A 24,644-nucleotide genomic window follows, 5' to 3' on the forward strand; every position below is an offset into this window, starting at 1 on the left:
TGCTAGACGGTTTCAAAAGCAATTTTCCGTATTTTTTTTTGACCACAAATTGCAAAAGCATTGGATTCTCCTTTTAGCTCAAACAATTTTATACTATCCAGTGATTCTTTATTAGTGTACAAGAAATCATATACGTGTTTTTTTAGAAAGAAAAAATCACGGTTTTCCAAGGATATTGGTTTAAGGATTTTACTGTCCTCAAGTTCAACAATATCTACGCATGAAATTACCTCCTTATTTTTTGTTGATGCTGTTAAAGGATATTTAGAGAGCTTTCTCTGAATTATATAATCCATAAGCTTATGATAGATTAAATGTACTTTGAACATCTTCAAAAGCTTTATGAAGTTATAAAATAACTTTACCCTTATAGTAGTCAATGTGCCCTGAATTGAAGCCGCAAAAGATTTGGAGTCATATATAATATGTTTTTGAAAGTAATAAGAGCTATCTGTAAGCTTAGATTTGTAATCATATTGTCCCTTCAAAAGGTCAAAAATTTCAAAGCCGTTCGTAAAATGCCATTCAAGTTGTCTATTTGCATCTATAAAACCTAAGTAGAATTTGGCATAATCAATATCGTAACTTCTTAAATAACCGTAAACGATTTTGTCGAACAGAATATCAAAACTGATGCTAATAGGCTTTTTGTCATGATAAATCACAAATAGCACACCTTCCTTTTTATTGATTAACGGGTAAGCAATTTCTTTATAGACTTCCCAATTTCCAATATCATGGTTCTGCAAATTTCTTTGGGAAAAACGACGCGTGATCATTTGATACAGTGCATCAAAAAGATTGTTGTATTCCTGTTTGGAAATATAGCCATAGTAGGTTTTATATTCTATATTGAAAGCAATCTCCAAACGCTTTTTGTAAGTCCTAAATTTGGACCTCCTACCAGCACTGAAATTTTGTTTTAGGTAATCGTCAATACCCTCATATTGTGTTAAATTGATCATGGAGCCGCTATACGTATTGAGCACATTTAGTTTCCATCCGTCTGCTTTTTGATTTACCGTTGGCCTTAAATAACTGGGGAAATCATAAACTTGGAATAACTTGCCCGACATTTCTTCAATCTTGCGCGGGTCTTCGAACACCTTTTTTTTTGATAAGGTGTTTTCTATTTTACCATATACGGGAGGAGGATTTCTTTTCTCTAGAAATCTATTCAGAAAATCAATTGTCTTAGGGTTATGCTGTTCGCCAGATTTGGGCATCGTATAAATATTGATTTTAGGACGTAAGTTATATTTCCTTGGCCTTTTTCCAGTATAGTAATCTATCATACTGAAATAATTTGCCCACTATATTTTTATTTCTCAAATATTGAAGAAATTTTAGTTTCAATATAATGATATCCGATAATATTTTACTTCTGGTGGATTTTCTATCATAAAATATGTGATAAACAAAATAATAGGTATGGTTGCACCATTTCTGCTTGTTATAGGTCTTTCCCATCGAAAGGTCAAAAACTGAAACTTTATTTTCCAAACACCATTCAATATTCGCGAGCATGTTCACATCCCCCAGATTATAGTTGGAATATAAGATATCATATGCATGGATATGGCTAAAAACAATATCCCCTAAATGGAAGTTCAGAGTAATGGAAATTGGCTCCTTCTTATCATAAATGACATATAGGGAAGCACATCCATCAATTATTTTTTGATAGACATCCCTATGGATAGTGTTCCAGTTATCAAGGTAACGGTTTAGAATTCTTTTTTCATGGAAACGTTTTTCCAAAAAAGTATAGAAACGTTTAAATAACCGATCATATTCAAGCCTATCGATATTTTTGTGATAACAGACATATTTTATGTTGTGCCTTTCATGCAGCTTGTTCCGTTTTGCGAATACATTTTTTCTATTCCTTTTGTTGAGATTATCAGTGAGATAAGAATTTATATTATTATGCTTGGTAAGATTGACCAAAAAGCCTTCATACTGACGAATTTCTTTGCATTTGAAAGGATAGTTTCCTTGTGTGGAGAGTTCTAGATAGTCAGGAATATCCTTTACGGTAAATGGATGGGTGTTAGATACTTTTACAGGTTTGTTTTCTCCCAAGATAATTTTATGGCTTATTTTGTTTTTTAGTTTTGGACTGTACAGCGGTAAAATCTTTCTATCCAAGAAAAGGTCAAAAACAAATCGGGTCGGAGATTTTGCCAAGGATTTGCCCATAATAAAATATCAATAGCTATTTGTTGGAACCGATTAATTGTGTATCAAATTGTACTTACTAAAAATATACATCAGAGTAATTTTATTTAAGTATTGCTTCAACCGATGAATTCTTTCCTTTAATTAAAAATAAACCAGGATTTTTTGAAACTTTGAAAAGTTTTGTATCTGTCTTATGCTCTGAATATCGGTATAAAAATTCATAAAACATACGTTTGAAACTATGATTCTTCTCATCATCGAGTTTTATATATGATAGAGATTCTTCTTTATAAATTTCTGGATTTTCCCTGAAACAATAGTCGGGAAGAATTTCTGTAGTTGTATTCCCGTTCCGTAGCCAAAAAATACTGTTATGAAAAACCGCTGCAAGATTTTTGTCCCTAAGAAATTGTTTCAATCCGTAATACATGTTCATTGAAAAAGCTATAAAAGAAGCCAAAACAGAGCGGGAATCATAGTAAATGTGGTATTCAAAGTTATATGATCTTGTCGCCCATCTTTTTTTATACTCAAAATGACCCTTTGAAAAATCAAGCGTTTCAAAACCTTGGGCAATGCACCATTGCAATTGTTGCATAAGACTTATTGTTCCCAATCTAAAATTTGAATAGTCTATATCAAAAGTTCGAATCACATCAAAAGCGATTTTTTTTGAAAAATTAAGAAGGGTTATGGCAATAGGTTCTTCACCGTCATAAACTACATAAAGAGCAGCTTGTTGTTTCAAAATCATAGAAAATGTAACCTCTTTATAAAAATTCCATTCTTTAGGCTCGAGATTGTTGTTTTGTATTCTTTTTTCGCGAAATCTTTTCTCTAAAAGTTTTTTGAATCGATTAAACAAGAACTCGTATTCTTGTTTGGCAATGTCTCCAAAATATGCCCTGTAATGAATATTGAAGGAAGACTCCAATTTTCTTTTATACATTCTAAACTTATATCTACTGCTTTTACTGATTACCTGGTTCATATAGGTATCCAAATTAGAATGCCCTTTTAAATCACATAGATATCCTATATACTGCATGCTGCTCAACCTTCCAATATTGGCATTGCTGAACGAATCTTTTGATTGAAATGCACCGTGAACGTCATATATGAAAAAAACTTTACTGCTTGGGCCATCAAATTTGATGGGTATGAGGGTGTAGGACAATCCTTTGGTGTTGGTCTTTCCCGTGTTGAAATATATGGGAAAGCGGGAATGTTCAACAAAGGAAAGTTGTTCCATGAAGTTGAACTGGACAAAAGGCTTCCCCTCATTAAAATGTTTTATCCAAGTTGATATAAATGGTTCGGATAAATACGGACTACTTTCCATATTATATACGTTTTGCTATGTGGTTATAGGGATCATTAACCAAATTGATACGGAACTACTTTGTTTTTTGGCGTACCAATAGGTTGTCAATATCATCTGAAAGTATCCGTGTAAATCTTTTGGCACTTTTTGAAACCAAGTGCGACCCATCATAGGTTTTAAGTGAATCTTTCAATCTTGAATAGTTTAAATATGGAACATCATGTTTTTTTGCGATGCTATCGAATTTCGAATCAAAATCTTTCCAATTGTCATTTTCCAAGTGTATCAATTCAACATCGGCAGGCATCCTTACCATTACAACATTTCCATATTCTTTTAAAAAGTTCAATGTTTTGATAAAGGATTGAATTCTATATTGCGAGATACTCTCCTCCTTTAATTTTCTTTTGTAATATTTTTTTGTCAATGCCTTCCAGTTGGCTATGTCATTTTCTACAACTGGACCAGGATTTTCATCGATTCTTATTTCATTCCATCCATTCTTGTGCGATAGTAAAGGACCTTGGGATTTATAGGGGTTGAAGACATTATATAAAGAATATGCATAGCAATCTATAATGTATTCATAATTTGGGGAGGAAATAAAATCATCCATTTTTCCCATGGGCGTATTTTCATCTAGGGCAATAATTTCCTCATCTGACATACCTTGCGGCGCCGTAAAATTACCGGGGGTAACAGAAAGAATAAAAAGCCCTTTTTTATGATTAATGCCCAATTTTCTTTTAACGGCCCGTAGGTAAGCCTCTCCATAGGAAGATTGATTGGTAGCGAAATTGATAACAGGCGTTTGAATTTGACCATGGAAAGTTTCCTCAACTATATCTGGAACGATTCCTTGTTCACCACGAGAAAGGCCCAATACCAAACTACCTGCCTCTTGTGTGAACTTGTTGTAATAATCATCTACATAACCTTCTGAGAGCTTATCAACGAAAAAGAAGTAGGCCCCGATTAAGGTCAAACAAAAAAACATGATTTTCAATATAAAATTCATCATATCAGGCTAAAATTGAAAATAAATGAATGTGTTCTGTCTATTTATGGAAAATAATACGATAACCATTATATATCCAATATAAAGACCCCATCTCATTGGTCTTGATTGGTTAGTGACCAACTCATAAACTCTATTGTTTCCCTTAAAATAATGAATTGTTTGTACAATCAGTATAAAGAGAAAGCATAAAAATAGTTCAAGATAATTACCTAATATATTAAAATGTAAGCTTTTAAAATAGAACATGCTCCTAATGTATGCCAATGCATGTGCAATGGATGGCGATCTAAAGAATATTAGCGAAATGGTCAAATATGCAGCCATAACTGACCATCCAGTAAGTGCAATTATTCGCTTGGGGATTTTTAGCTTCCTAAAAAGTTTTGTTCTAAATCTATTTGTAGCTACTTCCAATACCAATAATAGTGCGTTCAATAAGCTCCATATTACAAAGGTCCAGTTTGCTCCATGCCAAAGACCATTTATAAAGAATACAATAATTACCGCAGAAAATCTATTGAGCTTAAAATTCCGTACCAATGGTCTATATAGGTAATCCCTTAGCCAACGCATAAAGGAAATATGCCATCTTTTCCAAAATTGGGAAGCTGAGGTAGCAAAAAAAGGACGATTAAAATTTTGGACTAAATCATAGCCCATTACTCTTGCTGCACCTATTGCAATCGAGGTGTAGGCAGAAAAATCGTAATAAATCTGAAAGCAGAAGAAAATACTCCCCAAAATTAAAGACACTCCGTGCGGGCTTTCAGGGTCTATAAAGGCCTCATCCACATAGATTCCCAGTCGATCTGCTACCACTACTTTAAGAAAGAATCCCCAGGCCATTAAAATGAGCCCTTTTTTAATATTTGGCAGATCTATAGATACTTTTCGGACCAACTGGGGTAAAAGGTGAGAGGCTCTTTCTATAGGTCCTGCTACCAATTGGGGAAAGAAGGATACGTAAAGGGCAAACTTGCCCAAATGTTTTTCAGGGCGAAAATTTCCCCGATATACTTCTATGGAATAGCTTAAGGTTTGAAATGTATAGAAGCTAATACCGATAGGTAATAGAAGTTGACCAAAATTGTAGGAGTTTAAAGGTTCTTCTTGAACAGTAGAAGCTCCAAAGAAGGATAAAAAATCTTGAATTGATGACGTAAAAAAATACAAATACTTAAATACAAAGAGTATACCTATATTGACACCTGTGCTCAATGCAAGAAACAATTTTTTTGTTTTTGGTTTGGCTTTGTACATTTTTAGTCCACAATAATAATCTACCAAAGTGGAGACAATCAACAACAAAATCAATACTGGTTCATGCGCCATATAGAAATAATAGCTTGCGGCCAGTAACCATAACCAACGTAATTTATGTGGTACTAAATAAAAACCCAATACAACTATTGGAAAGAACAAAAGAAAATTAAAGGAATTGAAAAGCATTGCGAAGCTTAAAGTTTAACACAGGTTGTGCAAAATCTCTCTTTTGAATAAATATAATCCGAATTTGAAAAATCGGTCTTTAATACTAACTGAAGATATTTGATTAATAGCTCTTTCATCTTAGGGTTTATTCAGTTGAGGACAGATAGTAACTTTTTGGTTATTTTAATGAAGATAAAGTTCTGCTAACAGTATTTAGAATTTAGAGCGATAGCTTGGAAAAAAACGATGTCTTTTCTCCATTGGATTTGTTTTAACTTCATTACTTAATTTATTGTATACATTTTCATCAACAATATATTTCCACACTTTGAAAGTTTTGAATTTTTTTGATAAGGAAGATTTAAATTGAAGAAGTGAATCATTTTGTCCACCCAATCCTCCACCTATATTGAAGTAATTATAATTTTCTTCAGAACATTTAGCTCTCATCTGATCTATCAAAAACCTCATTGGACTTATCTTTAAATGACTCATCAATGTTCCAGATATATGGTATTGCGCCATTCTGTCACTCGTTTTTACAATTAAGGCCGCTGCAATAGCTTCATCAGTGTCTTTAAGGTGAACAAACATTAGTTCTGCATCAAAATCAGGGCTGTTCAGTAATTCGCGGAAATATTTCTCACCAAAATAATATTCAGAAGCTGCCTCTACTCTGTCCATATTTTCATAGTATAAATCTATGAATCTGAGAATATCAGCATATTCATTGCTTATCTTACAATAACAAGAATCTTTCAGTTTTTTTAGATATCTTTTTGTGGTTCGGGAATATCCGGAGGTTTGCTCAATTTCGCTATCCAATAAGTCTATATATATAATTTTGCCCAATTTTTCTATTTTCCCCAATTTGTTCAAGACATGCTCTTGATAAGGTAGAAAAGGATTGAGTCTCGTAAATACGCTTATAATATTTTCTTTTTTAAAAAAAGTATTCAGTTTGAGCTGGAAATCTAGCGTATCGAACTTTTCAGTAATATTTTTTGTCAAAGGCCCTACATAGCCATAGACAGAGGTCGCGTCAAAGTAGTCTGTATTACTAATTGGTCTCACAATTATGGGAAGGGCAATTATCTTATCTTGTTTTCTATAGACAATTAATTTTGGTCGCTCACCATCACTTTTTGATATGCAATGATAGTCGTACGTGTGATAAAAATCAAAATCCCCAATTTCAAAAAGCAATTGCATCCATTGCTTTTTACCAGTAATAACCTGAAATACAGAATCATTTTTGTACACCATTGGGGGAACCGTTAAATAAAAAGTTTTATAAAACTTTCAGTTTGAAGAAATACTATTTGATAAAGAGATTTTTATTTTAACAATCCTGTAGTATTTTTTCGTCATTTTTTCAAATCTAAGTTATTATCTTCTATTTTATGTTGGGTTGTTGCCATAAATTTTAACTCTAAAACTAACGTTGATAACCATGAATTATTAATGTTATATCTATTAAACGTTTTATTTTGAATTTAGTTTTAAATAAATCGATTAAAAAATTGGCAGCTTCCAAAACAGTTTTTAAATAGAACAACATAACATCGTCGATTCCTTATTAAAATTTACTTTTAAAAAGAAGAACTGACTTCCAGGGAAAAAAGTAAGTGGATAAAAAAATATATCCAAAAGAATTCCTACTGAAAAAATTGCTATTTCAAATAAGTTTTATTTTGATTTCCGCAATCATTTTTTTGTTTCTCAAAGAATATTGCAATTAACCATGTTGTTTACCGATGAGCATTGATATAGTTTAGGCCTTGGCAAGAATAAAAACTGTAAAATTTTTGTGTATTTCATAGTAATTAATTGCAGTTCGTAGATAAAAATTCTACAGGGTTTTTAATACTCCTAATTTTGTATTGAATTATACTCTTTTTTAGGTATAATTCATACGTTTTTGATAACCGCCAATACCTCATATTCGATGAAATCAAAATTACTCCTAACCTTTATAATTTTTATTGGAATTTTCAGAATTGGAATTTCTCAAGATTTACACGATGATTTTAATGCAGCCTCAGTGTCCAATGAAATAAATGCTACTGATGGTTGGACAGGAAACGCAGACATATCTTCAAGTGTTGTTGACCCACAGTTAGGTAACTTTAGCTTAAATATTGCATCTACCGCTTCAGGTGGAAGGTTTATTGACCATCGATTTGATGCTGTTGTTGGACAACAATATACAATTCGCATATGGGCTCGAATTGGACCTTATGTATCAGGGACACCTTCACCTGCTTTTGCTGCTTGGCGATCATTGGCGGGTTTTACTACGACACTTATTACAAGTACCAATTGGACCGAGTATGTTTTCAATGTTACCGCAAATAGCACCAGACCCAGAATTAGAGTTTATACGGGAAACTCTACTACCTCGGGCACCGCTGGAAATACTATTTTTATAGATAACATTTCTATACTTGCCTCTACTTCGGACATCCAGGCCCCCAATGCGGTCTCGGACCTATCGTCCTCCAACACTACGGCCACGGGCACCGACCTTTCGTGGAGCGACCCGGGCGACGATGTCGGGGTGACGGACTACGAGGTCTTCTGGGACGCCGTGAGCCTTGGCAGTACCGGTGGCGCGACCAATTTCAGCGTTGCTGGCCTTTCGGCCAGCACGGGCTACGACTTTACCGTTGTGGCGAGGGACGCCGCGGGCAACACCTCGGCGGTGAGCAACGTGGAGAGCGTGACCACTTTGGCGGGAGCGGACATCCAGGCCCCCAATGCGGTCTCGGACCTATCGTCCTCCAACACTACGGCCACGGGCACCGACCTTTCGTGGGGCGACCCGGGCGACGATGTCGGGGTGACGGACTACGAGGTCTTCCGGGACGCCGTGAGCCTTGGCAGTACCGGTGGCGCGACAAGTTTCAGCGTTACTGGCCTTTCGGCCAGCACGGGCTACGACTTTACCGTTGTGGCAAGGGACGCCGCGGGCAACGCCTCGGCGGTGAGCAACGTGGAGAGCGTGACCACTTTGGCGGGAGCGGACATCCAGGCCCCCAATGCGGTCTCGGACCTATCGTCCTCCAACACTACGGCCACGGGCACCGACCTTTCGTGGGGCGACCCGGGCGACGATGTCGGGGTGACGGACTACGAGGTCTTCCGGGACGCCGTGAGCCTTGGCAGTACCGGTGGCGCGACAAGTTTCAGCGTTACTGGCCTTTCGGCCAGCACGGGCTACGACTTTACCGTTGTGGCAAGGGACGCCGCGGGCAACGCCTCGGCGGTGAGCAACGTGGAGAGCGTGACCACTTTGGCGGGAGTAGGAATTGTTGATTATACTTCTGAGAATTCCAATTTACCAACAGTAGATTGGCAGACTAGAGATTTATATGCTAGCCAGAATATCGGTATAGGAACTACCGATACCCAAGGTTATCGTTTAGCTGTCGCAGGAAATATGATTAGTGAAGGTGTCAAAGTTGATTTGCAAGTTGATTGGCCTGACTTTGTTTTTGAGGATGAGTATAAACTACCTAGTTTAAAAACAGTTGAAAAGCATATCACCGATAATGGGTACCTCATTGGTGTACCTAGTGCAAGTGAAGTTGAAAAAGAAGGAATTGACTTAGGCAAAATGGATGCAACATTACTTCAAAAAATCGAAGAACTCACACTTTATACAATTTATCAAGAAAGGAAAATAAATAAGCTGCAGGAAGAAAATGAAAAACTAGAATCCCTTTTTCAAAGAGTTACAGAACTTGAAAAGTATATCAAAAAAATCGATAAATAAGTTTTAGTTCCAGTCTACAAACCTATATTATGAGAAAACATTATTTTATAGTTATTTTATTTTGTTTTTCCAGTCTTTTGAGGTCACAGAGTATTCGAAAGAATTTTCTTGAAATGACCGATTATGAAAAAACAGAATTGGTAGATGCATTTTATCAATTGCGTCAAGGTCCTGATCTTTTTGATGATTTGGCCGATTTTCATATGGACTTTTTCAATTTTGACAATACTGCGGATCCAACTAGACTTGATTTGCACTTTAATTTGCCCAATGAAGCCGAAAGAGATATTTTTCTAGCCTGGCATAGAAGGCAAATGTTCGAAATGGAGCAGGCTGTACAGGAAATAAATCCGGAAATCAGTCTAGCATTTTGGGATTCTTCAGTAAACCAATCCACTACTGGACCTTTATGGGACGAAGAGTTTTTAGGAAGTTTCGATAATAATTGGAATTTAAATAGAAATCTTGGGGGCAATGGTCCATTACCTACTCCAACAGACGTTTCCAACCTTATGAACTTTACTGACTTTCTTCTGTTTTCAAATGAATTGGAGAGAAGACCTGTTCATAGAGGGGCGCATGTTTGGGTTGGAGGTGCAATGCCAACACCAGTTTCCCCTAGAGATCCTGTTTTTTATTTCCATCATTCATTTGTGGATAAAGTTTGGCAGGATTGGGAAGAAATACATCAATCATCTTCTTTTATAAGAACAGACATGTTGCGTTATGATGGAACTTATGTATTTGATGGAGTTACCTTACCACTCGTTAATCCAAACGATATTTTGGATTCACGAGCATTAGGTGTGTTTTACGGAGAAAATGGTTTGGCTCAACTTGATAATTATATCGTTAGCAATACGTATAATGCTGAGGAAGTGTTTTACTATCAATTCGTTATAGAGGCCGGGAATAATTTTATAGTGCCTACTGGAACAAATTGTTCCATGAAGTCCGTGACCGAAATCAATTTTATACCTGGTTTTGAAGTAGTGCCCGGAGCTTCTTTTGAAGCTTCTATAGATGTTATTAATGGAGGTCTGATAAATAAATCTGGGCCTTTGGCTTCAAATGACCGTAAAAAACCCTATGATTTTATAGCAGATTTAAAACCAATAGTATGGGAAGAGAGCGAGGGTGAGGGGAAGCCTGTTCTGCTAACAGCAGCACCGAATCCATTTAAGGATAAAATTACAATAGTCCTCGATAAAAAAACAGATTGTGCCATAGAGGTTTTTAATATGATGGGCATGTTAATCAAACAAGAGACCTTTCAGAATACGGACAGGCTCGAAATTAACAAACTTTATGGTCTTTCGGCAGGTTTTTATGTTATAAGGGTCGTAGATGGTAACGGAGATATTCTTTTGGCGAAACGAGTAGTAAAGCTATAGGTATTTCTTGTTTTAATTCCCACGATTACTTACTTAATGTTTTTTGGAGTGGTCCATATGTATGGTATTTGGATCACGGTATTTGCAGCATTCAGGTAATTTATCATAAACTGCTGCCTCCGCTTCAGCCATATCAGTATCGTGGCCTACTTCAGCTATAGCTTTTTTAATGTCCAAAGGGTTGCATTTGTTTTCGTTGATAATAAGTGAGAGTTGTTTGGTTGGAATATCCCAAGAAGCGTATTTGACACCTTTCAATTTTATTGCGGTCTCTTCAATCCGTTCTTTGCACATACCGCAATTGCCCTTTACCTCAAAAGTCACCTTTTTGTTTTTTTGCTGCGCGCTTATTTGAATCGAAATTGTTAGAAACAAAATAAGCATAAATGATTTTTTCATTTTAATCGGTATTAATTTTATATCGTAATCCTATATAATAAGTTGCCTCTAGAACGGGAGCAAATGACAATGTACTATCAAAATATGGACCAAATGGATCATTGCTACCCAGAATTGGATTCCTTAGCGTGTAATTTGTAATATTTTCACCCCCTAAATATACTTCGAATTGATTTGAAAATACTCTGGTAACCTGAAAATTCAAAGTACTGAAAGAGGGAGAAAAATCATCGAACCGGAATTCTGCTGGATTAAGTTCAGTACTAGGGATTCTCTGTCTTCCCAACCAATTCCAAGTAAAATCCAATCGCCATTGGGCACCTTCTCCTTTTTTCAATGTTTCATAGTTCAAATTCATGAAAACCCTGTGCTCTGGCTGTAACGGTTTTTGTAATCTTTCTGAGGTATAGTCTATAACAACATCATAATTTTTATAAGTGGCCCTTACATCTAAATTTTGAACCAATTCGTAATTAAAATCAAATTGAAAACTATTGGAATAACTGTCACCGTATAGATTGTAAAAAGAGATTTCCCTTGCGTTTTCCCAATCAACAATGACCTGATCTTGAAAACTTGTTCTATAAAAATCAAGTGAAAGCTCCATAGTCCGGTTCCATAAATACAATTTTTGTATAAATCCAGCTCCAAAATTCCAAGCTATTTCTGGCTTCAATCCGTAAATATCCCCACCGTTATCTATAACATTTATCTGTCTTGATGAAGCAAATAGTTGTTGGTTTTCAGAAAAGATATTTGCCGCTCTTTTACCTCTTCCGATAGAACCCCTTAGGCTTGCCTTGTCCCATAGTGAATATCTTGCATGTAATCTAGGCGTTATAAAAGTTGAAAGCCTATTGCCGTGATCTAATCGAAGACCGGCTACAAAACTTAAGCGTTCAAGGCTATCATAGGTGTATTCAAAAAATCCTCCAAATGTGTTATCCGTTCTTTGTAGTATTTCACTGTTTACATTTTCATCAAAAACATCGTAAGTAAAACTTATGCCAGTTTTAAATTTGTGCTGTGTACTGCCTAAAATACTGTTGAAAATAGCGTTGGAGTAAAAGGAGCGATGTGCAATATCGTACAAATTGAATCCATAGTACGAGTTTTGCTCGTGATTACTGTAAGCAGCTTGAAAGCCTATGCTCTGGTAAGGTAATTCGGGAAAAACATATCCTACTTTTGTGGAAATATCCAAGCGTCGCGTATTTACTTCACTTCCCCAAGCATTGGTCGTAAACCTATCCACATCTGGATTGAAGGTAAGTTGTCCAGTCTGTTTTTCATCATCCAAATATTGTAGGTTCAGAAATCCCACCCAACCTTTATCAGTATCTAAATATTGCCATCTGTTCATGAAATTGACCTGGTTTGCTAAGGGAGTATCTAAAAATGAATCAGAATTGCGATCTATTTCACCATTCCTTAAATTACCATGTAAATAAATACCTGTAGCCCATTTTTCCGAAATAACATGATTGTATCGTGCATTGAACTCATATCTTTCATAGTTGTTGGCGTAAAGATTAAGGAAGAGTTTTTTATCGGTTAAAGGTTTTACCAGTTCTGTATTGATTTGGCCGGAAATACTTTCAAACCCATTGAGTACGTTACCTGCACCTTTGGTAATCTGAATACTTTCTATCCAAGAGCCTGGCACAAAAGAGAGTCCATAAATTTGTGATGCGCCCCTTATTGAAGGCATATTTTCTTGCGTAAATAAAAGATAAGGGCTATTTAGCCCCAACATTTGTATTTGTTTGGCCCCAGTTACTGCATCAGAAATATTAACATCAACAGATGGGTTTGTTTCAAAACTTTCGGAAAGATTGCAACAAGCTGCTTTTAGCATTTCACGACTATCCACCGTAACCACATTTTGAACATCGAACAACGATTTTTGTAAAGGATTTATTTTTTTTCTAACGACAACTTCTTCTAAATCCAATTGCTTTCGTAGTCTAATTTTACCCAAATTTGGTCTATTGGCATTTATGGTATCTGCTAGATAACCAATATGTTGAATGACGAGATTCCTGTAATCTTTTTGGTACGGTATTGAAAATTCCCCTTTATTATTGGTTACGGTACATATAGAGCTGCCCAACCAAAAAACATTTACATCTGGCAATAGAACTTCTTTCTCATCAACATACGCGGCGACAACCCCTTTTATCTGTAGCTGGGCCGTCGCTGCAAAGCGGACAAATAGGCTTAAAAGAATTATGAAAAAACTTTTATAGAGCAAATAGTTGGTTTTGAGGTTTTTTTGCTAAAGGACTGCAACATAATATAAATGATAACCCGAGTTAAAAAACATATTATAAAGTCATGGATAAAAGTATGCCAATCTGTATTTCCGATACTAGATTCTTACCAAGAATCCTTTACAAATATAAGAATCGATGTTCTGGTTTAAATGAATTCGAAGAGTTGTATATCGTTGAAATGTACGTTTGACAGAGTTTTTTGACACTTAGCGGGTATTCTATCTATGTGGACTTAAAAACATTAATTTTATAAAAAAATATTGCTTTATATCCTCTACTTACAGATTATAGATTTACGTAATCTCTTGTATTTTTTAATAAAAAATCATTTGCCAAAAAAAGAGGAAAAAGTGTTAACAAAAAAAACGTTAATAGATGGTTATGAAATATATAAGTTTTATATTCATAATGTCATTGATAATAGTTTGCGCACCTGGTAAAAGTAACCAAGTAAAAATGGTTACTAAAATACGGGTATTGAACAATAGTGAATATTTTCTTAAAAATGTATCGTTATTTTCTATGTCTTTTAACGACTTAGAGCCTAAAGCAATAAGTAGCTATAGAGTTTTAAAGTACAATAGCTTAAGAGACGATCCGTTAATATATACAACAGTGGAAGGTCAAAATTTGGCACTCTACTTAAAAATACCTCAAGAGATGGAGAGAAGCACTTACATTGTGGATAGTATTGATATGAAATACAAAGTTATTCATGTAAGTCTTCAAATAGATCCTTGACCGATTTGAGTTGACTATTATTATCCGACTAGCGAATGCCCCCATCCAAAGTCTTTTTTTTGAAATGATAAATTGTTTGTTTTACAATGAGAATATTGGAGTTTACCCGTAAATATTTATTTTGGACCGTTGATTTTCTTTACGGTGGAGGGGTTAGAAAGCATTATAATGATATAAAATCAATCCATGAAGATTTCGGTTCCGAAAATTCCAAGCTACGAAGGAAAAGTAATCTAGAGAAGGTACTTAAGCATACTGTTGAAACAGTACCATTTTATAATTCGTTCAAACTACCTATTACTCTTTCAGACTTTCCAATAGTTGATAAAGCTACAATCCGGGAAAATTATGACCTTTTTAGAAGCAAGAATTTTTTGGATAAAAATCAATACGAAGTGGTAACAAGCGGATCTACGGGGAATCCATTCAAGATATACCATGACAGGAATAAAAGAAACAGAAGTACGGCCGATACCATCTATTATGGAAAGATGGCCGGATTTGAAATTGGATCAAGGCTATACTATTTTAGATTATGGGACAAACAATACAGGAAAAGTAATTTACTTTCTTGGATTCAAAACGTGGTTATGCATTCTGTTGATGATTTCAATGAAGAATATCTTTCCAAAGTGATTGACCAGCTTGAAAATGATTCATCTGTCAAGGGGATACTTGGATATTCATCAGGTCTTCAATCTATCTGCAAACATTTGGACAATTCTGAAAGGAAAATCAAGGATTGCAAGGTTAAAACTGTAATATCGATGGCTGAAAGCCTAAATGATTATACAAGAAACGCGCTAAAGCGCCATTTTGGCGTAAAACCTGTTTCAAGGTATTCCAATAGTGAAAATGGAATCATTGCCCAACAGAATTTAATTGATAACAACGAGAGCGATTATGAAATAAACTGGGCAAGTTATCATGTGGAAATTTTTGCAATGAACGAAGATGTTCCATTACCCCATGGTGAGACAGGCAGGATTGTGGTCACCGATCTCTTTAACTGTGCTATGCCTCTGGTACGATATGATACTGGAGATGTAGGGAAATTGGGTTATGACCCTAAGAATCCTGGTAAACCGATGGTTTTTACCCAAATTGAGGGTAGAAAAATGGATATGTTTACCAATACTAGAGGTGAATATGTGTCACCCCATATCATTCATCAAATTTTACAGTACGACCAAATTGATCAATTTCAGTTTATACAGGAGGAAAACTCTAATTACATTATTAAACTTAAATTATTGAATCGTTTTGACTATAGCAATGAAGTAAAGCTTATTGAGCAGTATAAAGCTTATTTTGGAGACGATGCTAAAATAAAGGTAGAATATGTAAATGAAATACCTTTATTATTATCAGGTAAACGAAAATTGGTCATCAATAAAGCTATCAACACGCTAAATTCAAAAGAATCAGATAGAACAGAACGGAGAGGCGAAGATTCGTGCGGTGAGGAATGTGAAACAGAATATAGAAGTTAGCCTAGCCTCTTTTTATACGAACAATTAACCATTACCCGTAAAAGCTTCCATATTTACAGTATCACTACTATTTACACCTTCTCTTAAGAAAACCTTTTTTACGGTTAAAAACAGGATTTTAACATCCAATGCAAATGAAAGATTCTCAACATACCAGACATCAAATTTGAATTTTTCATTCCAAGAAAGAGCATTTCGACCATTGACTTGAGCCCATCCCGTGATTCCCGGTCTTACTTCGTGTCGTCTTTGTTGAAAATCTGAATATAAAGGAAGGTATTGTACCAAAAGGGGCCGTGGTCCCACGATGCTCATTTGCCCTCCAATAACGTTCAATAATTGCGGAATCTCGTCTAAAGAGTATTTTCTTATAAAAAGTCCAATTTTGGTAACCCTATGTTCAAAAGGAAGTAATTCTCCTTTTTCGTCCGTTTTATCGTTCATGGTCTTGAACTTGACAATGTTGAAAATCTGACCATTTTTTCCTGGTCTCTTCTGAAAGAAAAAGGGTTTTCCGTTGTTTGCGATAAACAAAATCAAAACAACCGTTATGAAAATGGGCGATAGGAGGATTAAGCCACAAAGGGATGCCACTATATCCAATAGACGTTTAAACACATTTTTATACATAATCTTACTTTCAAAATGAATTGACGGAGAAAAATTTAATAGCTCTAAGTTGATTAGAAATGCAGAATCACTGGATTTGAGTTTCTTTTAATACTGGCTTTAGAAAATAATCACTCAGTTTTTTTGACAGTAAATTTGACAACCATATTATTCTACCACAATGTTCTACGTGCCAAACAGGTTTATCATCAATTAAGTTACCTGCAAGTAAGGGTCCAATAACATGAAAATTTGGTGCGACCTCAAAATCATTATTAACGGTAAAACCCCTAAAGGATTTGTTGGGTATACAAGTTTCGGATGAAATTAGATTCTTGTAAAGTGACGGGATGTTTTGATTATCAAGAAGTTCGCTTCCTATACAGTTGATTACAATATTTACCGGTTCATCAAGGATTTCCTCCTTTGCTGTGTCCGTTTTTAAGTATCGACATTTAAAAGTACCGTCTGGTTGTTCCGCCAATCCCAAAAAACGCCCAGCTATGTGTTCAAATCTTTTCTCTTCCTTAAGATTCATTACTGTTTCTGAATAATGTTGTCCTGCACAACGTTGTCTTCTACCGATTTCATTTCCGGCAAAGCACGCAAAATTTTCCAATTCTTCTTTCTCTAGAGACCCCAGTAGTTTTGCAAATGCTTCTGAAATAGGTTTTACGGTAGTCGCTGCACCTATTTTCATGGCTTCAGCTACATCAAGATCTGCAAATGCAGCATGGACTATTTGTTCTGCGGTCAGATGTTCTGAGCTTTGTAACGAAAACAAGTTTTTTGGACTGAATTTTTTTCCTTTTGTTTCATCCTCTACGGCATCTGGTACAATACCAAGCGTAGACATAAAATAGAACTTGTGGATATGGTCAACGCGTTTGGGGTCGTCATTGATTTTATAGAGCATTTCAAGTGCACTGGCATTTGCTCCTATAATTAGAACATTGGTAGGGGAATCCTTTCTTTCGGATAAAAAGTCATCTATGTCTTTTAGCGTATTATTTATCCCTACGGCGTAAGGGTCACCAAACAGCTTTATACCGGTATTATTTTTTGATTCGTCAGTATCCGTTGACCAGATTTTTCGGGGTGGGGGGGAACCGATGGCCAAAATTACTTTCTTGGAAACGATTTTTTCCTTTTCAGAAATAATTTGATAAGCCCCGTCATTATTGATAATATCATTTACAATGACTGATATATGATTTACTTTGATCTTGCCCTTTGATTCTGCTTTTTCTATCTGGAAAAGCACTTTTTCTTTTATGTACTCACCAAAAAATCGTCTTGGGATGAAAAGATCTTCCCATTGGTCATTGTCAATATCTTCCTTGTGCTTCTTCAACCATTCTTTCGATAGGGTTCCTCCATCCTTTTTAAATTCCTCTAATAACCATAATTTATTATTGGAAAGCCATTTGAGGAAAAAATCAAGTTCAGGTTGTGGTAAAAAATCGGCCAGTGAAGTAATCAACAAGGATGAAAACCCAGAACGGATTCCATAGGGCAATCCCATATAAAAATCTTTTGATTTTTCAATTACCGCTATCTTGATGGGTTTTTCAAGATTGACATCTTTTATTTTTTCTAGAAATTGGAGTAACGTGAACGCCGTCGATATACCTGAACCAACAAAGGCCATATCATAAACATAATTTTTCTTGATAGCATCCATATTTTTAGTTTGGTTTTTAATTTTGATAACTCTTCCAGGATTGCCCACTACGGTTGCATAGTCGGGAACATCCCTAATAATGACTGCACCAGCACCAAGAAGACAGTCTTTTCCAATTTTTTTGATTCCAGTCATTGCCGTAACGCCCATACCAATATAAGCCCTATCTTCAACTATCATGCTGGCACCAATATTTACTCCTGAAGAAATAAAGACACCTTCGCCAACTTCAACATGGTGTGCTATGGTACTTCCTTGGTTCACCATTAGGTAGCTACCTATTTTGGTAAAGGGCATCACAATATTTCCCGCTAGCATGTAAATAGCTTCACCTAAGATTACGTCAGGTGCGATTGATACGGAACGATGAATAAAACTGGGGATGTTGTAGCCTTCTTTTTTTAATGTAGAAAGGTATTTTGAGCGTATTGTATTATCGCCTATAGGACAATAAATATTTTGGACTCTATTTTTAAGCGTATCTTCAAATAAATCATTGTATTTTCCTAAAACGGGTATTCCCAAAATATGTTTCCCTTCCAGTTCTTGACTATCATCAATGAATCCTATGAGGTTTATGCCCGCTTCTTTCAAATAAGAGGCAAAAACTTGTCCCTGGGTTCCTGCCCCTATGATTACCGAATTTTCCATTAATCCATACTAAATATTGAGTTCATATAACATTTATGGATATTGTGCTCTAGTATTATTTATTTCCAATAAAAATTGAGGGGGGATTTTGTTGACCTGAAAATTTTAAATCTTAAATAAATATGATAGAACATGAGCAGAAATTAATTATATTTCTGTTGTTTATCTTTAAACATTCCTTACCCTTTAACATATGGTCAGTCATGCAAATTTATAAATGACATCTTAACTTACGGTAAAATTATCTTAAAAACATTGAATAATTTATTAATTGCGTTTAACGTCGTTTTTTCTTGATGATTTGTTTAAATAGTGCGTTCTAAGATTGATTTTTGTTTTTTTACTACAAATAATGCTATTGATTATTTTTTTCTTGTACGATTAAAGTTTGATATTCTGCTTCTATAGTTTTCCAAATCATCTTTTGGTCGTACCTATTAGCGATTAATTCCCTTATTTTTTCTGAATCATAAACACTTGTGTTTTTTTTGTTCAAAATATCTTCCATGACCTTAATCAATGCGGTAGTATCTTTTGGAGGAAAAATCGTGCCGTTTTCACCTTCGATGATAATTTCATTGCAACCATTGATATCCGTTACAGCACTATAAAGACCCATTGCTCCCGCTTGCATAACAACGTTGGGAAAACCTTCTCTATAACTTGGAAACAAGAGTACATCTGCTATTGCAAAATAGGGCCTTACGTCTATTTTCCATCCTACGGCAATTATATTGGAGTGTTTATCAATTAGATCTTCTGATTCTGGTAGGATTGGGTCCAATTCTTTCTCATAATTGCCAACAAGCAATAACTTAGTATTGGAATAGGATTTATTGATTTCTGTAAATGCAGCTATAAGTTCATTGATTCCCTTATCAGTAACGAAACGGCCCACATAGACAAATACAAAATCTTCGCGTTTTATCTTAGTAATTTTTTTGAGTGTTTCTTTTTGTTCAATAGTAAATAGAGATGGGTCAAAATGTTCCATATCTATCCCGTTTGAGCTTCCATTGGCCAAAACCTTTAATTTTTCTGGTTTTGTAAAGCCGTGTTCCAGTATAATCTTCTCCAAACCAAAAGAATTGGGATAGATTTTTGTTGCGCAACTATACGTCAGTTTTTCAACGGAATTTAACAACCATCTTTTTATACCCGTAGCCTCTACTAGCGGAAGTCCGGCAATAGTGTGCAATCGGTGCGGTACACCTGCAAGTTTTGCAGCGATCATACCTACAGTTCCTGCTTTTGGAGTATGGCTATGAACGATTAGAGGTTTTTCTTTTTTTAGAATGCGGTATAATTGAATTACTGCTCTAATATCTTTAATTGGTGTGATTCTCCTGGTCATCTCCAGAGGAATAACCCTTATATTTTCATCGTGAGCTACTTTGTCCAAGCGCCCATTGTCAGAAGACGAGATTCCAACGATATCAAAAGAACGGGTCATAAACTTGAGTTGACCTCTTAACAAACCGCCCAATGATCTAGGAACTGTAGTTATCCTAATAATTTTTTCTTTGGTCATTAAATGATAATGAAATGGGTTATAGCGGAATGGTACAGCAAATATATTTAAATTGTTTTAGAAAAATCAAGGACGTGATTTAATTTTTAGTAGGATTTAACCTTGTTATACTTCAGTCTGAGATACTGGTTTCTATTGAAATATAAATTATAGAAATATAAGCTATTTATATATGTTATATCCAGTAAGTTGGATTTATGTTTTACGTTAGTATTGAGCCATAGATAATTTCTTTGATAATTAATTTTTCCTGAATTTAAAGAAACTACTCAATTAAATATCTCAATTTGATAACATAAGTAAATTATCGCTAGTACCAAACATTTAGAATGAAATCCTATTGCTTAATGAAAATATTATCTTTGATTTATATACAAATCTTTTAGAATATTACTTTTACGATATGTTATAGGTAAAGCATATAATTTCAAATAACAAATTGCTTATTTTTTAACTCAACTATGCCAATAGCTATAAAAAGAAAAAAATAACAAAACTATATTTCTTATGAATTTACACATCGCACTTTCAAGTGATGAAAATTATACTCCTTTTATGGCCACTGCCATTATTTCGGTGATTGAAAACAATATAGACATCCCCGATATAACATTTCATATTATTTCTGTCGGAATAAGTAAAGAAAGCCAAGGGAAAATGAAAGATATGATTGCCGCCAATAACAGGAAATGTATTATATATGATTTTCATAGTTCTCAAGATATAGTAGGTGAGTTTATTTTTGGAGTTTCTAAAATAAATAAATACGCAAGACTTTATTTGCCCAAATTATTACCTGAAACTGTTGACAAGGTCATTTATATGGATTGTGATGCAATCGTATTGGGTTCGTTAAAAAAATTGTGGGAAATAAAAATTGACAAATATTCATTTGCAGGAGTAGAAGATGTTGTATTCGAGAGACATAAAACTTCCATAAATATGCCTGTAAATTGCAAATACATTAATTCGGGAATGCTAATTTTTAATTTAAAGAAATTTAGAGAAGAAAATAGTTTGGACAGGGTTGAGGAGTTTATGAAATCATATATAAAAAGAAAAGTAAAGTATAGCAATGATCAAGCCGTTATCAATGCATTGTTTTATAAAGAATTTTATATTTTACCTCCAGAATATAATTGCATTACGCCTTATTATCTTATGAATAGTGAGCAAATAATGACGATTTACAGGATGAAATCCTATTATAATGATGAGGCACTACAGAGAGCTGTAGATAATCCAGTATTTGTTCATTTTACCCCATCTTTTATTACACGACCGTGGGTTAAAGGATCAAGGCATCCATTGACCAAAAAATTCCTAATGTATCTTAACAAGACACCATGGAAGGATTTTGAATTAAAAAAGGATAATAGAACTTTCAATGTCAAACTTGTGGGAATATTATTCAATCTCTTGCCTTTTTCGATATTTCTTAAAGTACTTAATATTAAAAGACCTAAAGGAAATATTAAATAGCAATCAGTTCAAAATTTGTTTCCACTTTAATTTAAAAGTTTGTCGATTAAAACGATCAGCATTTTGCCTAGCTTTTATGGAAATTTGCTTAAAAGATTTTTTTGAGTCAATAAGATCTACTATAGCCTGAGATAGTAAGTCAACATGATTGTAGGCAACTACGTTTCCAGAATCATTCAATAGCTCGAGCGCTCCAGGACAATTATCAAAAATGACTGCAGGCAAACCAACATATTGACTTTCGATAAGAACCAAAGGTGTGGCTTCGTTTCTTGAACATAAGCAGTAAATAGAGGAGTCCAGATATTTTTGGCGAATGTTCGATACTCTGCCCTTTATAATAACTTTATTTTTGAAGCTGTAAGAAGTCATTAACTTTTCAAGTTTCTCTTGCTCTTTTTCTTTCAGACCGATTATTTCTAAAGTCCAGCCCTTTTTTTCCAGTAAGCTCCAAGCTTGTATAAGGTAGTCAAAGCCTTTAATATGAATGTTGTTGCCTATTGCCAAAACTTTTTTATTTCTGTATAATTGGTCTGAATCATGATTATTAACTTCTTCAATGGTTATAGGATTATATATATGCTTGAGTTTACTTTCTGGAATATTATATCTTTCGGCCCAATCTTTTTTTTCCACATTTGACAACAATACGATAGCTTGTGCACGTTTAGTTGCATAGTATCTGGATATTCTGAACAGCAGCTTATTTGAATTCTTGGTTAAGGAAAAATGTTCCCAGATTAGAAGTCTGGTTTTTTTTGGCAAATAAAGACTTTGAAATAATATTGAATTCGAATCTAAACTAATGTAATAATCGCAGGAACTGGACTTAAGCTCGCGGAAAATTAATTTATTCAAATTTAAAATACTCATAATTTTAAAATTACCGCTAGGTCTAAGAAGTTTGAGATTTACCCTAGAATCCAATTTAAAAAAGGGTTTACTATCATTAATAATTAATATGTCTACTAAATAGTCTTCAACCAGAAGATTTGCCAGAGTTGTCAGAACTCTTTGCGTACCTCCTGCTGCACCGAGAGTATTAATGAAAAAGCTTATATTTTTCAATACAGTTTATTTTATTCAGTTTTTTTCTTTAAACTTTTTATACCTGGAATTTTAGCAAGAATTTCTTTCACTAAATTTCTTTCATAGTTGTTCATAGCAATAGCATAGACTGCTATTGATGAAAGGATTATAAAAAGAACAACTTTTAGTCCAAGATTGTACCAATTGCTTCCATTCCAAGAAATCATATTAAGTACGTATGCCAATCCAATGAGTATTGGAATGGTTATTATATTTCCAGACAACATTTTTTTGATATAATAAATCAAGTCCATCCCCAATTTACTTTTGAAGTAATAATTATTGAATACAATCTGTCCTAATATAATCGAAATTGAGCAGGCAACGGCAATTCCAATACCGCCATAATTGCCAGCAAGATATACACCAAGAATTACACTTATTACTGCAAAAGCCGCATTGACCTGAATTTTCCTCGCATGAATATTATAAGCTTCTGTCAACGAATTACCAACATTTTGAATAGAAGGAATGGTTAGAGGAATCATAATGATTACCGCTATCATCCATGAATCTTGATACCCATCACCAACCCACAATAGCAAGAACTGTTGACCAAAGAACAAGAACCCAAAAAGCATTAAAGAAATGACAAACCATTGAATCCTTCCCACTTTAATCATTAAGTCCGCCAATTCTTTACGAGTAGCTTTGTTGACATACATTCGTGTTGCCTGAGGCAAGAATAGCCCAGAAATAGCTGAGGAAAGGGTCATATAATAACTTATAAATAACAGGCCTATGGCATAGACAGCAATCTGCTCAGTAGTAGATTTGATTCCCAATATTGTATGGCCAGAACGCCAATAAAGTTGATCCATTAAAGCACCTAAAAAAATCCAGATAGAATAGGAAAAAATCTTTTTGATAAATCCCTTATTGAACTTTGATAGTTTAAATCTGATTTTAAGCTTAGAACGGATAAATATAAAATAAGTTAACAGGACAGCTAGGTTAAAAATGGTATCAACTAAAACGATACCTATTGCTTTACCCCCAGATGACAAAACTATAAATATTGTAACTGCTCTTAATAGGATTCGTAGATAGTTTAATGCTTTTGGAAATATAAATCGTTCATACGCAATAATGATACCTAAGAAAGAACCACTAACAATCACCCATACAACGTTTAATAACATAAATAGATACATGACCTTAAAAGAGTAGAGTTCTTGGTCCGTAAATTTCTCTAGGAAGAAATAGTCTATGGAAGTAAACCCTGCCAAACCAAACAATACTATGACTATAGCAATAACAAAATAGACTCTTAGATTTGTCGCAATGAAAACTTCTTCTTTCTCTTTGTTTCCTTCATGCCTGTATTTTGAGACAAATCTTATTGTTGTTTTATTGAATCCAAAATCAAAAAGTGCTAAATAGCTTATTATAGAACCTACAAGCATATACAGCCCATACTCTGATTTACCTAAGCTTTTCAAAATGAAAGGAGTCAACATTAAACCAACAAGGATATTAGTAATTATGGTCACATAAGAAACAAGGGAAGCAGTTTTGATTTGACTCATTTAAAAATTATAATTTCGTGGCTTTTGT

Annotated in this window: 17 protein-coding genes; 4 read left to right on the forward strand and 13 right to left on the reverse strand. The window is 34.6% G+C overall.

Annotated features, from left to right (window positions below):
• Positions 1-2: 2 nt before the first annotated feature.
• The 6 genes from HME9304_RS13825 to HME9304_RS13850 all read right to left on the reverse strand — a co-directional run bounded on the left by HME9304_RS13825 (position 3) and on the right by HME9304_RS13850 (position 7,226).
• Positions 3-1,295, reverse strand: a complete 1,293-nt coding sequence (locus tag HME9304_RS13825; RefSeq protein ID WP_112379140.1) for a GNAT family N-acetyltransferase — start codon at positions 1,293-1,295, stop codon at positions 3-5.
• Positions 1,255-2,202 carry a GNAT family N-acetyltransferase gene (locus HME9304_RS13830; protein WP_112379141.1) on the reverse strand — a complete coding sequence of 316 codons (948 nt, stop codon included), beginning with the start codon at positions 2,200-2,202 and terminating at the stop codon, positions 1,255-1,257. Before HME9304_RS13830 ends, HME9304_RS13825 begins: the two co-directional genes overlap by 41 nt.
• Positions 2,203-2,284: 82 nt before the next feature.
• Positions 2,285-3,526, reverse strand: a complete 1,242-nt coding sequence (locus tag HME9304_RS13835) for a GNAT family N-acetyltransferase (RefSeq protein ID WP_112379142.1) — start codon at positions 3,524-3,526, stop codon at positions 2,285-2,287.
• Between the two features lie 55 nt (positions 3,527-3,581).
• Entirely contained in the window at positions 3,582-4,529 is a 948-nt protein-coding gene (locus tag HME9304_RS13840) for a hypothetical protein (protein ID WP_123877511.1), read from the reverse strand.
• Between the two features lie 6 nt (positions 4,530-4,535).
• Entirely contained in the window at positions 4,536-5,978 is a 1,443-nt protein-coding gene (locus tag HME9304_RS13845) for an MBOAT family O-acyltransferase (protein WP_112379144.1), read from the reverse strand.
• Positions 5,979-6,173: 195 nt separating this feature from the next.
• Positions 6,174-7,226: a GNAT family N-acetyltransferase gene (locus HME9304_RS13850; protein WP_112379145.1), complete on the reverse strand. Its 1,053-nt coding sequence runs from the start codon at positions 7,224-7,226 to the stop codon at positions 6,174-6,176.
• Positions 7,227-7,908: 682 nt separating this feature from the next.
• On the opposite strand from HME9304_RS13850, the gene HME9304_RS13855 reads away from it, so the two are divergent.
• Complete coding sequence (locus HME9304_RS13855) at positions 7,909-9,738, forward strand: fibronectin type III domain-containing protein (protein ID WP_112379146.1); 1,830 nt, start codon at positions 7,909-7,911, stop codon at positions 9,736-9,738.
• Between the two features lie 29 nt (positions 9,739-9,767).
• The gene (locus HME9304_RS13860) at positions 9,768-11,132 is read left to right on the forward strand and encodes a tyrosinase family protein (RefSeq protein WP_112379147.1); all 1,365 of its coding nucleotides are present in this window, start codon (positions 9,768-9,770) and stop codon (positions 11,130-11,132) included.
• Between the two features lie 33 nt (positions 11,133-11,165).
• Here HME9304_RS13860 and HME9304_RS13865 read toward each other — a convergent pair whose 3' ends face one another.
• Both HME9304_RS13865 and HME9304_RS13870 read right to left on the reverse strand, forming a co-directional pair.
• Positions 11,166-11,531, reverse strand: a complete 366-nt coding sequence (locus HME9304_RS13865; RefSeq protein WP_112379148.1) for a heavy-metal-associated domain-containing protein — start codon at positions 11,529-11,531, stop codon at positions 11,166-11,168.
• Between the two features lies 1 nt (position 11,532).
• Positions 11,533-13,785: a TonB-dependent receptor gene (locus tag HME9304_RS13870; RefSeq protein WP_112379149.1), complete on the reverse strand. Its 2,253-nt coding sequence runs from the start codon at positions 13,783-13,785 to the stop codon at positions 11,533-11,535.
• 849 nt (positions 13,786-14,634) lie between these two features.
• On the opposite strand from HME9304_RS13870, the gene HME9304_RS13880 reads away from it, so the two are divergent.
• Entirely contained in the window at positions 14,635-16,041 is a 1,407-nt protein-coding gene (locus HME9304_RS13880) for a phenylacetate--CoA ligase family protein (RefSeq protein ID WP_112379151.1), read from the forward strand.
• A gap of 24 nt (positions 16,042-16,065) precedes the next feature.
• Here the strand turns inward: HME9304_RS13880 and HME9304_RS13885 are convergent, their stop codons facing one another.
• The 3 genes from HME9304_RS13885 to HME9304_RS13895 all read right to left on the reverse strand — a co-directional run bounded on the left by HME9304_RS13885 (position 16,066) and on the right by HME9304_RS13895 (position 20,516).
• Positions 16,066-16,671, reverse strand: coding sequence for a sugar transferase (locus HME9304_RS13885; RefSeq protein WP_112379152.1), 606 nt, complete (start codon positions 16,669-16,671; stop codon positions 16,066-16,068).
• Between the two features lie 67 nt (positions 16,672-16,738).
• Positions 16,739-18,985 (reverse strand): NeuD/PglB/VioB family sugar acetyltransferase, encoded by a 2,247-nt coding sequence (locus HME9304_RS13890; RefSeq protein ID WP_112379153.1) that lies wholly within the window; start codon positions 18,983-18,985, stop codon positions 16,739-16,741.
• Between the two features lie 355 nt (positions 18,986-19,340).
• Positions 19,341-20,516, reverse strand: coding sequence for a glycosyltransferase family 4 protein (locus HME9304_RS13895; RefSeq protein WP_112379154.1), 1,176 nt, complete (start codon positions 20,514-20,516; stop codon positions 19,341-19,343).
• Between the two features lie 507 nt (positions 20,517-21,023).
• Between HME9304_RS13895 and HME9304_RS13900 the strand changes: the two genes are divergently transcribed.
• Positions 21,024-21,998: a glycosyltransferase family 8 protein gene (locus HME9304_RS13900; protein ID WP_112379155.1), complete on the forward strand. Its 975-nt coding sequence runs from the start codon at positions 21,024-21,026 to the stop codon at positions 21,996-21,998.
• A gap of 3 nt (positions 21,999-22,001) precedes the next feature.
• On the opposite strand, the gene HME9304_RS13905 is transcribed toward HME9304_RS13900, so the two are convergent.
• Both HME9304_RS13905 and HME9304_RS13910 read right to left on the reverse strand, forming a co-directional pair.
• Positions 22,002-23,066, reverse strand: coding sequence for a glycosyltransferase (locus HME9304_RS13905; protein WP_112379156.1), 1,065 nt, complete (start codon positions 23,064-23,066; stop codon positions 22,002-22,004).
• Positions 23,067-23,077: 11 nt separating this feature from the next.
• Complete coding sequence (locus HME9304_RS13910; RefSeq protein WP_112379157.1) at positions 23,078-24,616, reverse strand: oligosaccharide flippase family protein; 1,539 nt, start codon at positions 24,614-24,616, stop codon at positions 23,078-23,080.
• Positions 24,617-24,644 lie beyond the last annotated feature (28 nt).

The organism is Flagellimonas maritima, from assembly GCF_003269425.1.
Lineage (GTDB): Bacteria > Bacteroidota > Bacteroidia > Flavobacteriales > Flavobacteriaceae > Flagellimonas > Flagellimonas maritima.

Coding starts and splice junctions, on each gene's coding strand:
- HME9304_RS13825 (WP_112379140.1), bottom strand. CDS start 1,295: ATGATAGATTACTATACTGGAAAAAGGCCAAGGAAATATAACTTACGT.
- HME9304_RS13830 (WP_112379141.1), bottom strand. CDS start 2,202: ATGGGCAAATCCTTGGCAAAATCTCCGACCCGATTTGTTTTTGACCTT.
- HME9304_RS13835 (WP_112379142.1), bottom strand. CDS start 3,526: ATGGAAAGTAGTCCGTATTTATCCGAACCATTTATATCAACTTGGATA.
- HME9304_RS13840 (WP_123877511.1), bottom strand. CDS start 4,529: ATGATGAATTTTATATTGAAAATCATGTTTTTTTGTTTGACCTTAATC.
- HME9304_RS13845 (WP_112379144.1), bottom strand. CDS start 5,978: ATGCTTTTCAATTCCTTTAATTTTCTTTTGTTCTTTCCAATAGTTGTA.
- HME9304_RS13850 (WP_112379145.1), bottom strand. CDS start 7,226: ATGGTGTACAAAAATGATTCTGTATTTCAGGTTATTACTGGTAAAAAG.
- HME9304_RS13855 (WP_112379146.1), top strand. CDS start 7,909: ATGAAATCAAAATTACTCCTAACCTTTATAATTTTTATTGGAATTTTC.
- HME9304_RS13860 (WP_112379147.1), top strand. CDS start 9,768: ATGAGAAAACATTATTTTATAGTTATTTTATTTTGTTTTTCCAGTCTT.
- HME9304_RS13865 (WP_112379148.1), bottom strand. CDS start 11,531: ATGAAAAAATCATTTATGCTTATTTTGTTTCTAACAATTTCGATTCAA.
- HME9304_RS13880 (WP_112379151.1), top strand. CDS start 14,635: ATGAGAATATTGGAGTTTACCCGTAAATATTTATTTTGGACCGTTGAT.
- HME9304_RS13885 (WP_112379152.1), bottom strand. CDS start 16,671: ATGTATAAAAATGTGTTTAAACGTCTATTGGATATAGTGGCATCCCTT.
- HME9304_RS13890 (WP_112379153.1), bottom strand. CDS start 18,985: ATGGAAAATTCGGTAATCATAGGGGCAGGAACCCAGGGACAAGTTTTT.
- HME9304_RS13895 (WP_112379154.1), bottom strand. CDS start 20,516: ATGACCAAAGAAAAAATTATTAGGATAACTACAGTTCCTAGATCATTG.
- HME9304_RS13900 (WP_112379155.1), top strand. CDS start 21,024: ATGAATTTACACATCGCACTTTCAAGTGATGAAAATTATACTCCTTTT.
- HME9304_RS13910 (WP_112379157.1), bottom strand. CDS start 24,616: ATGAGTCAAATCAAAACTGCTTCCCTTGTTTCTTATGTGACCATAATT.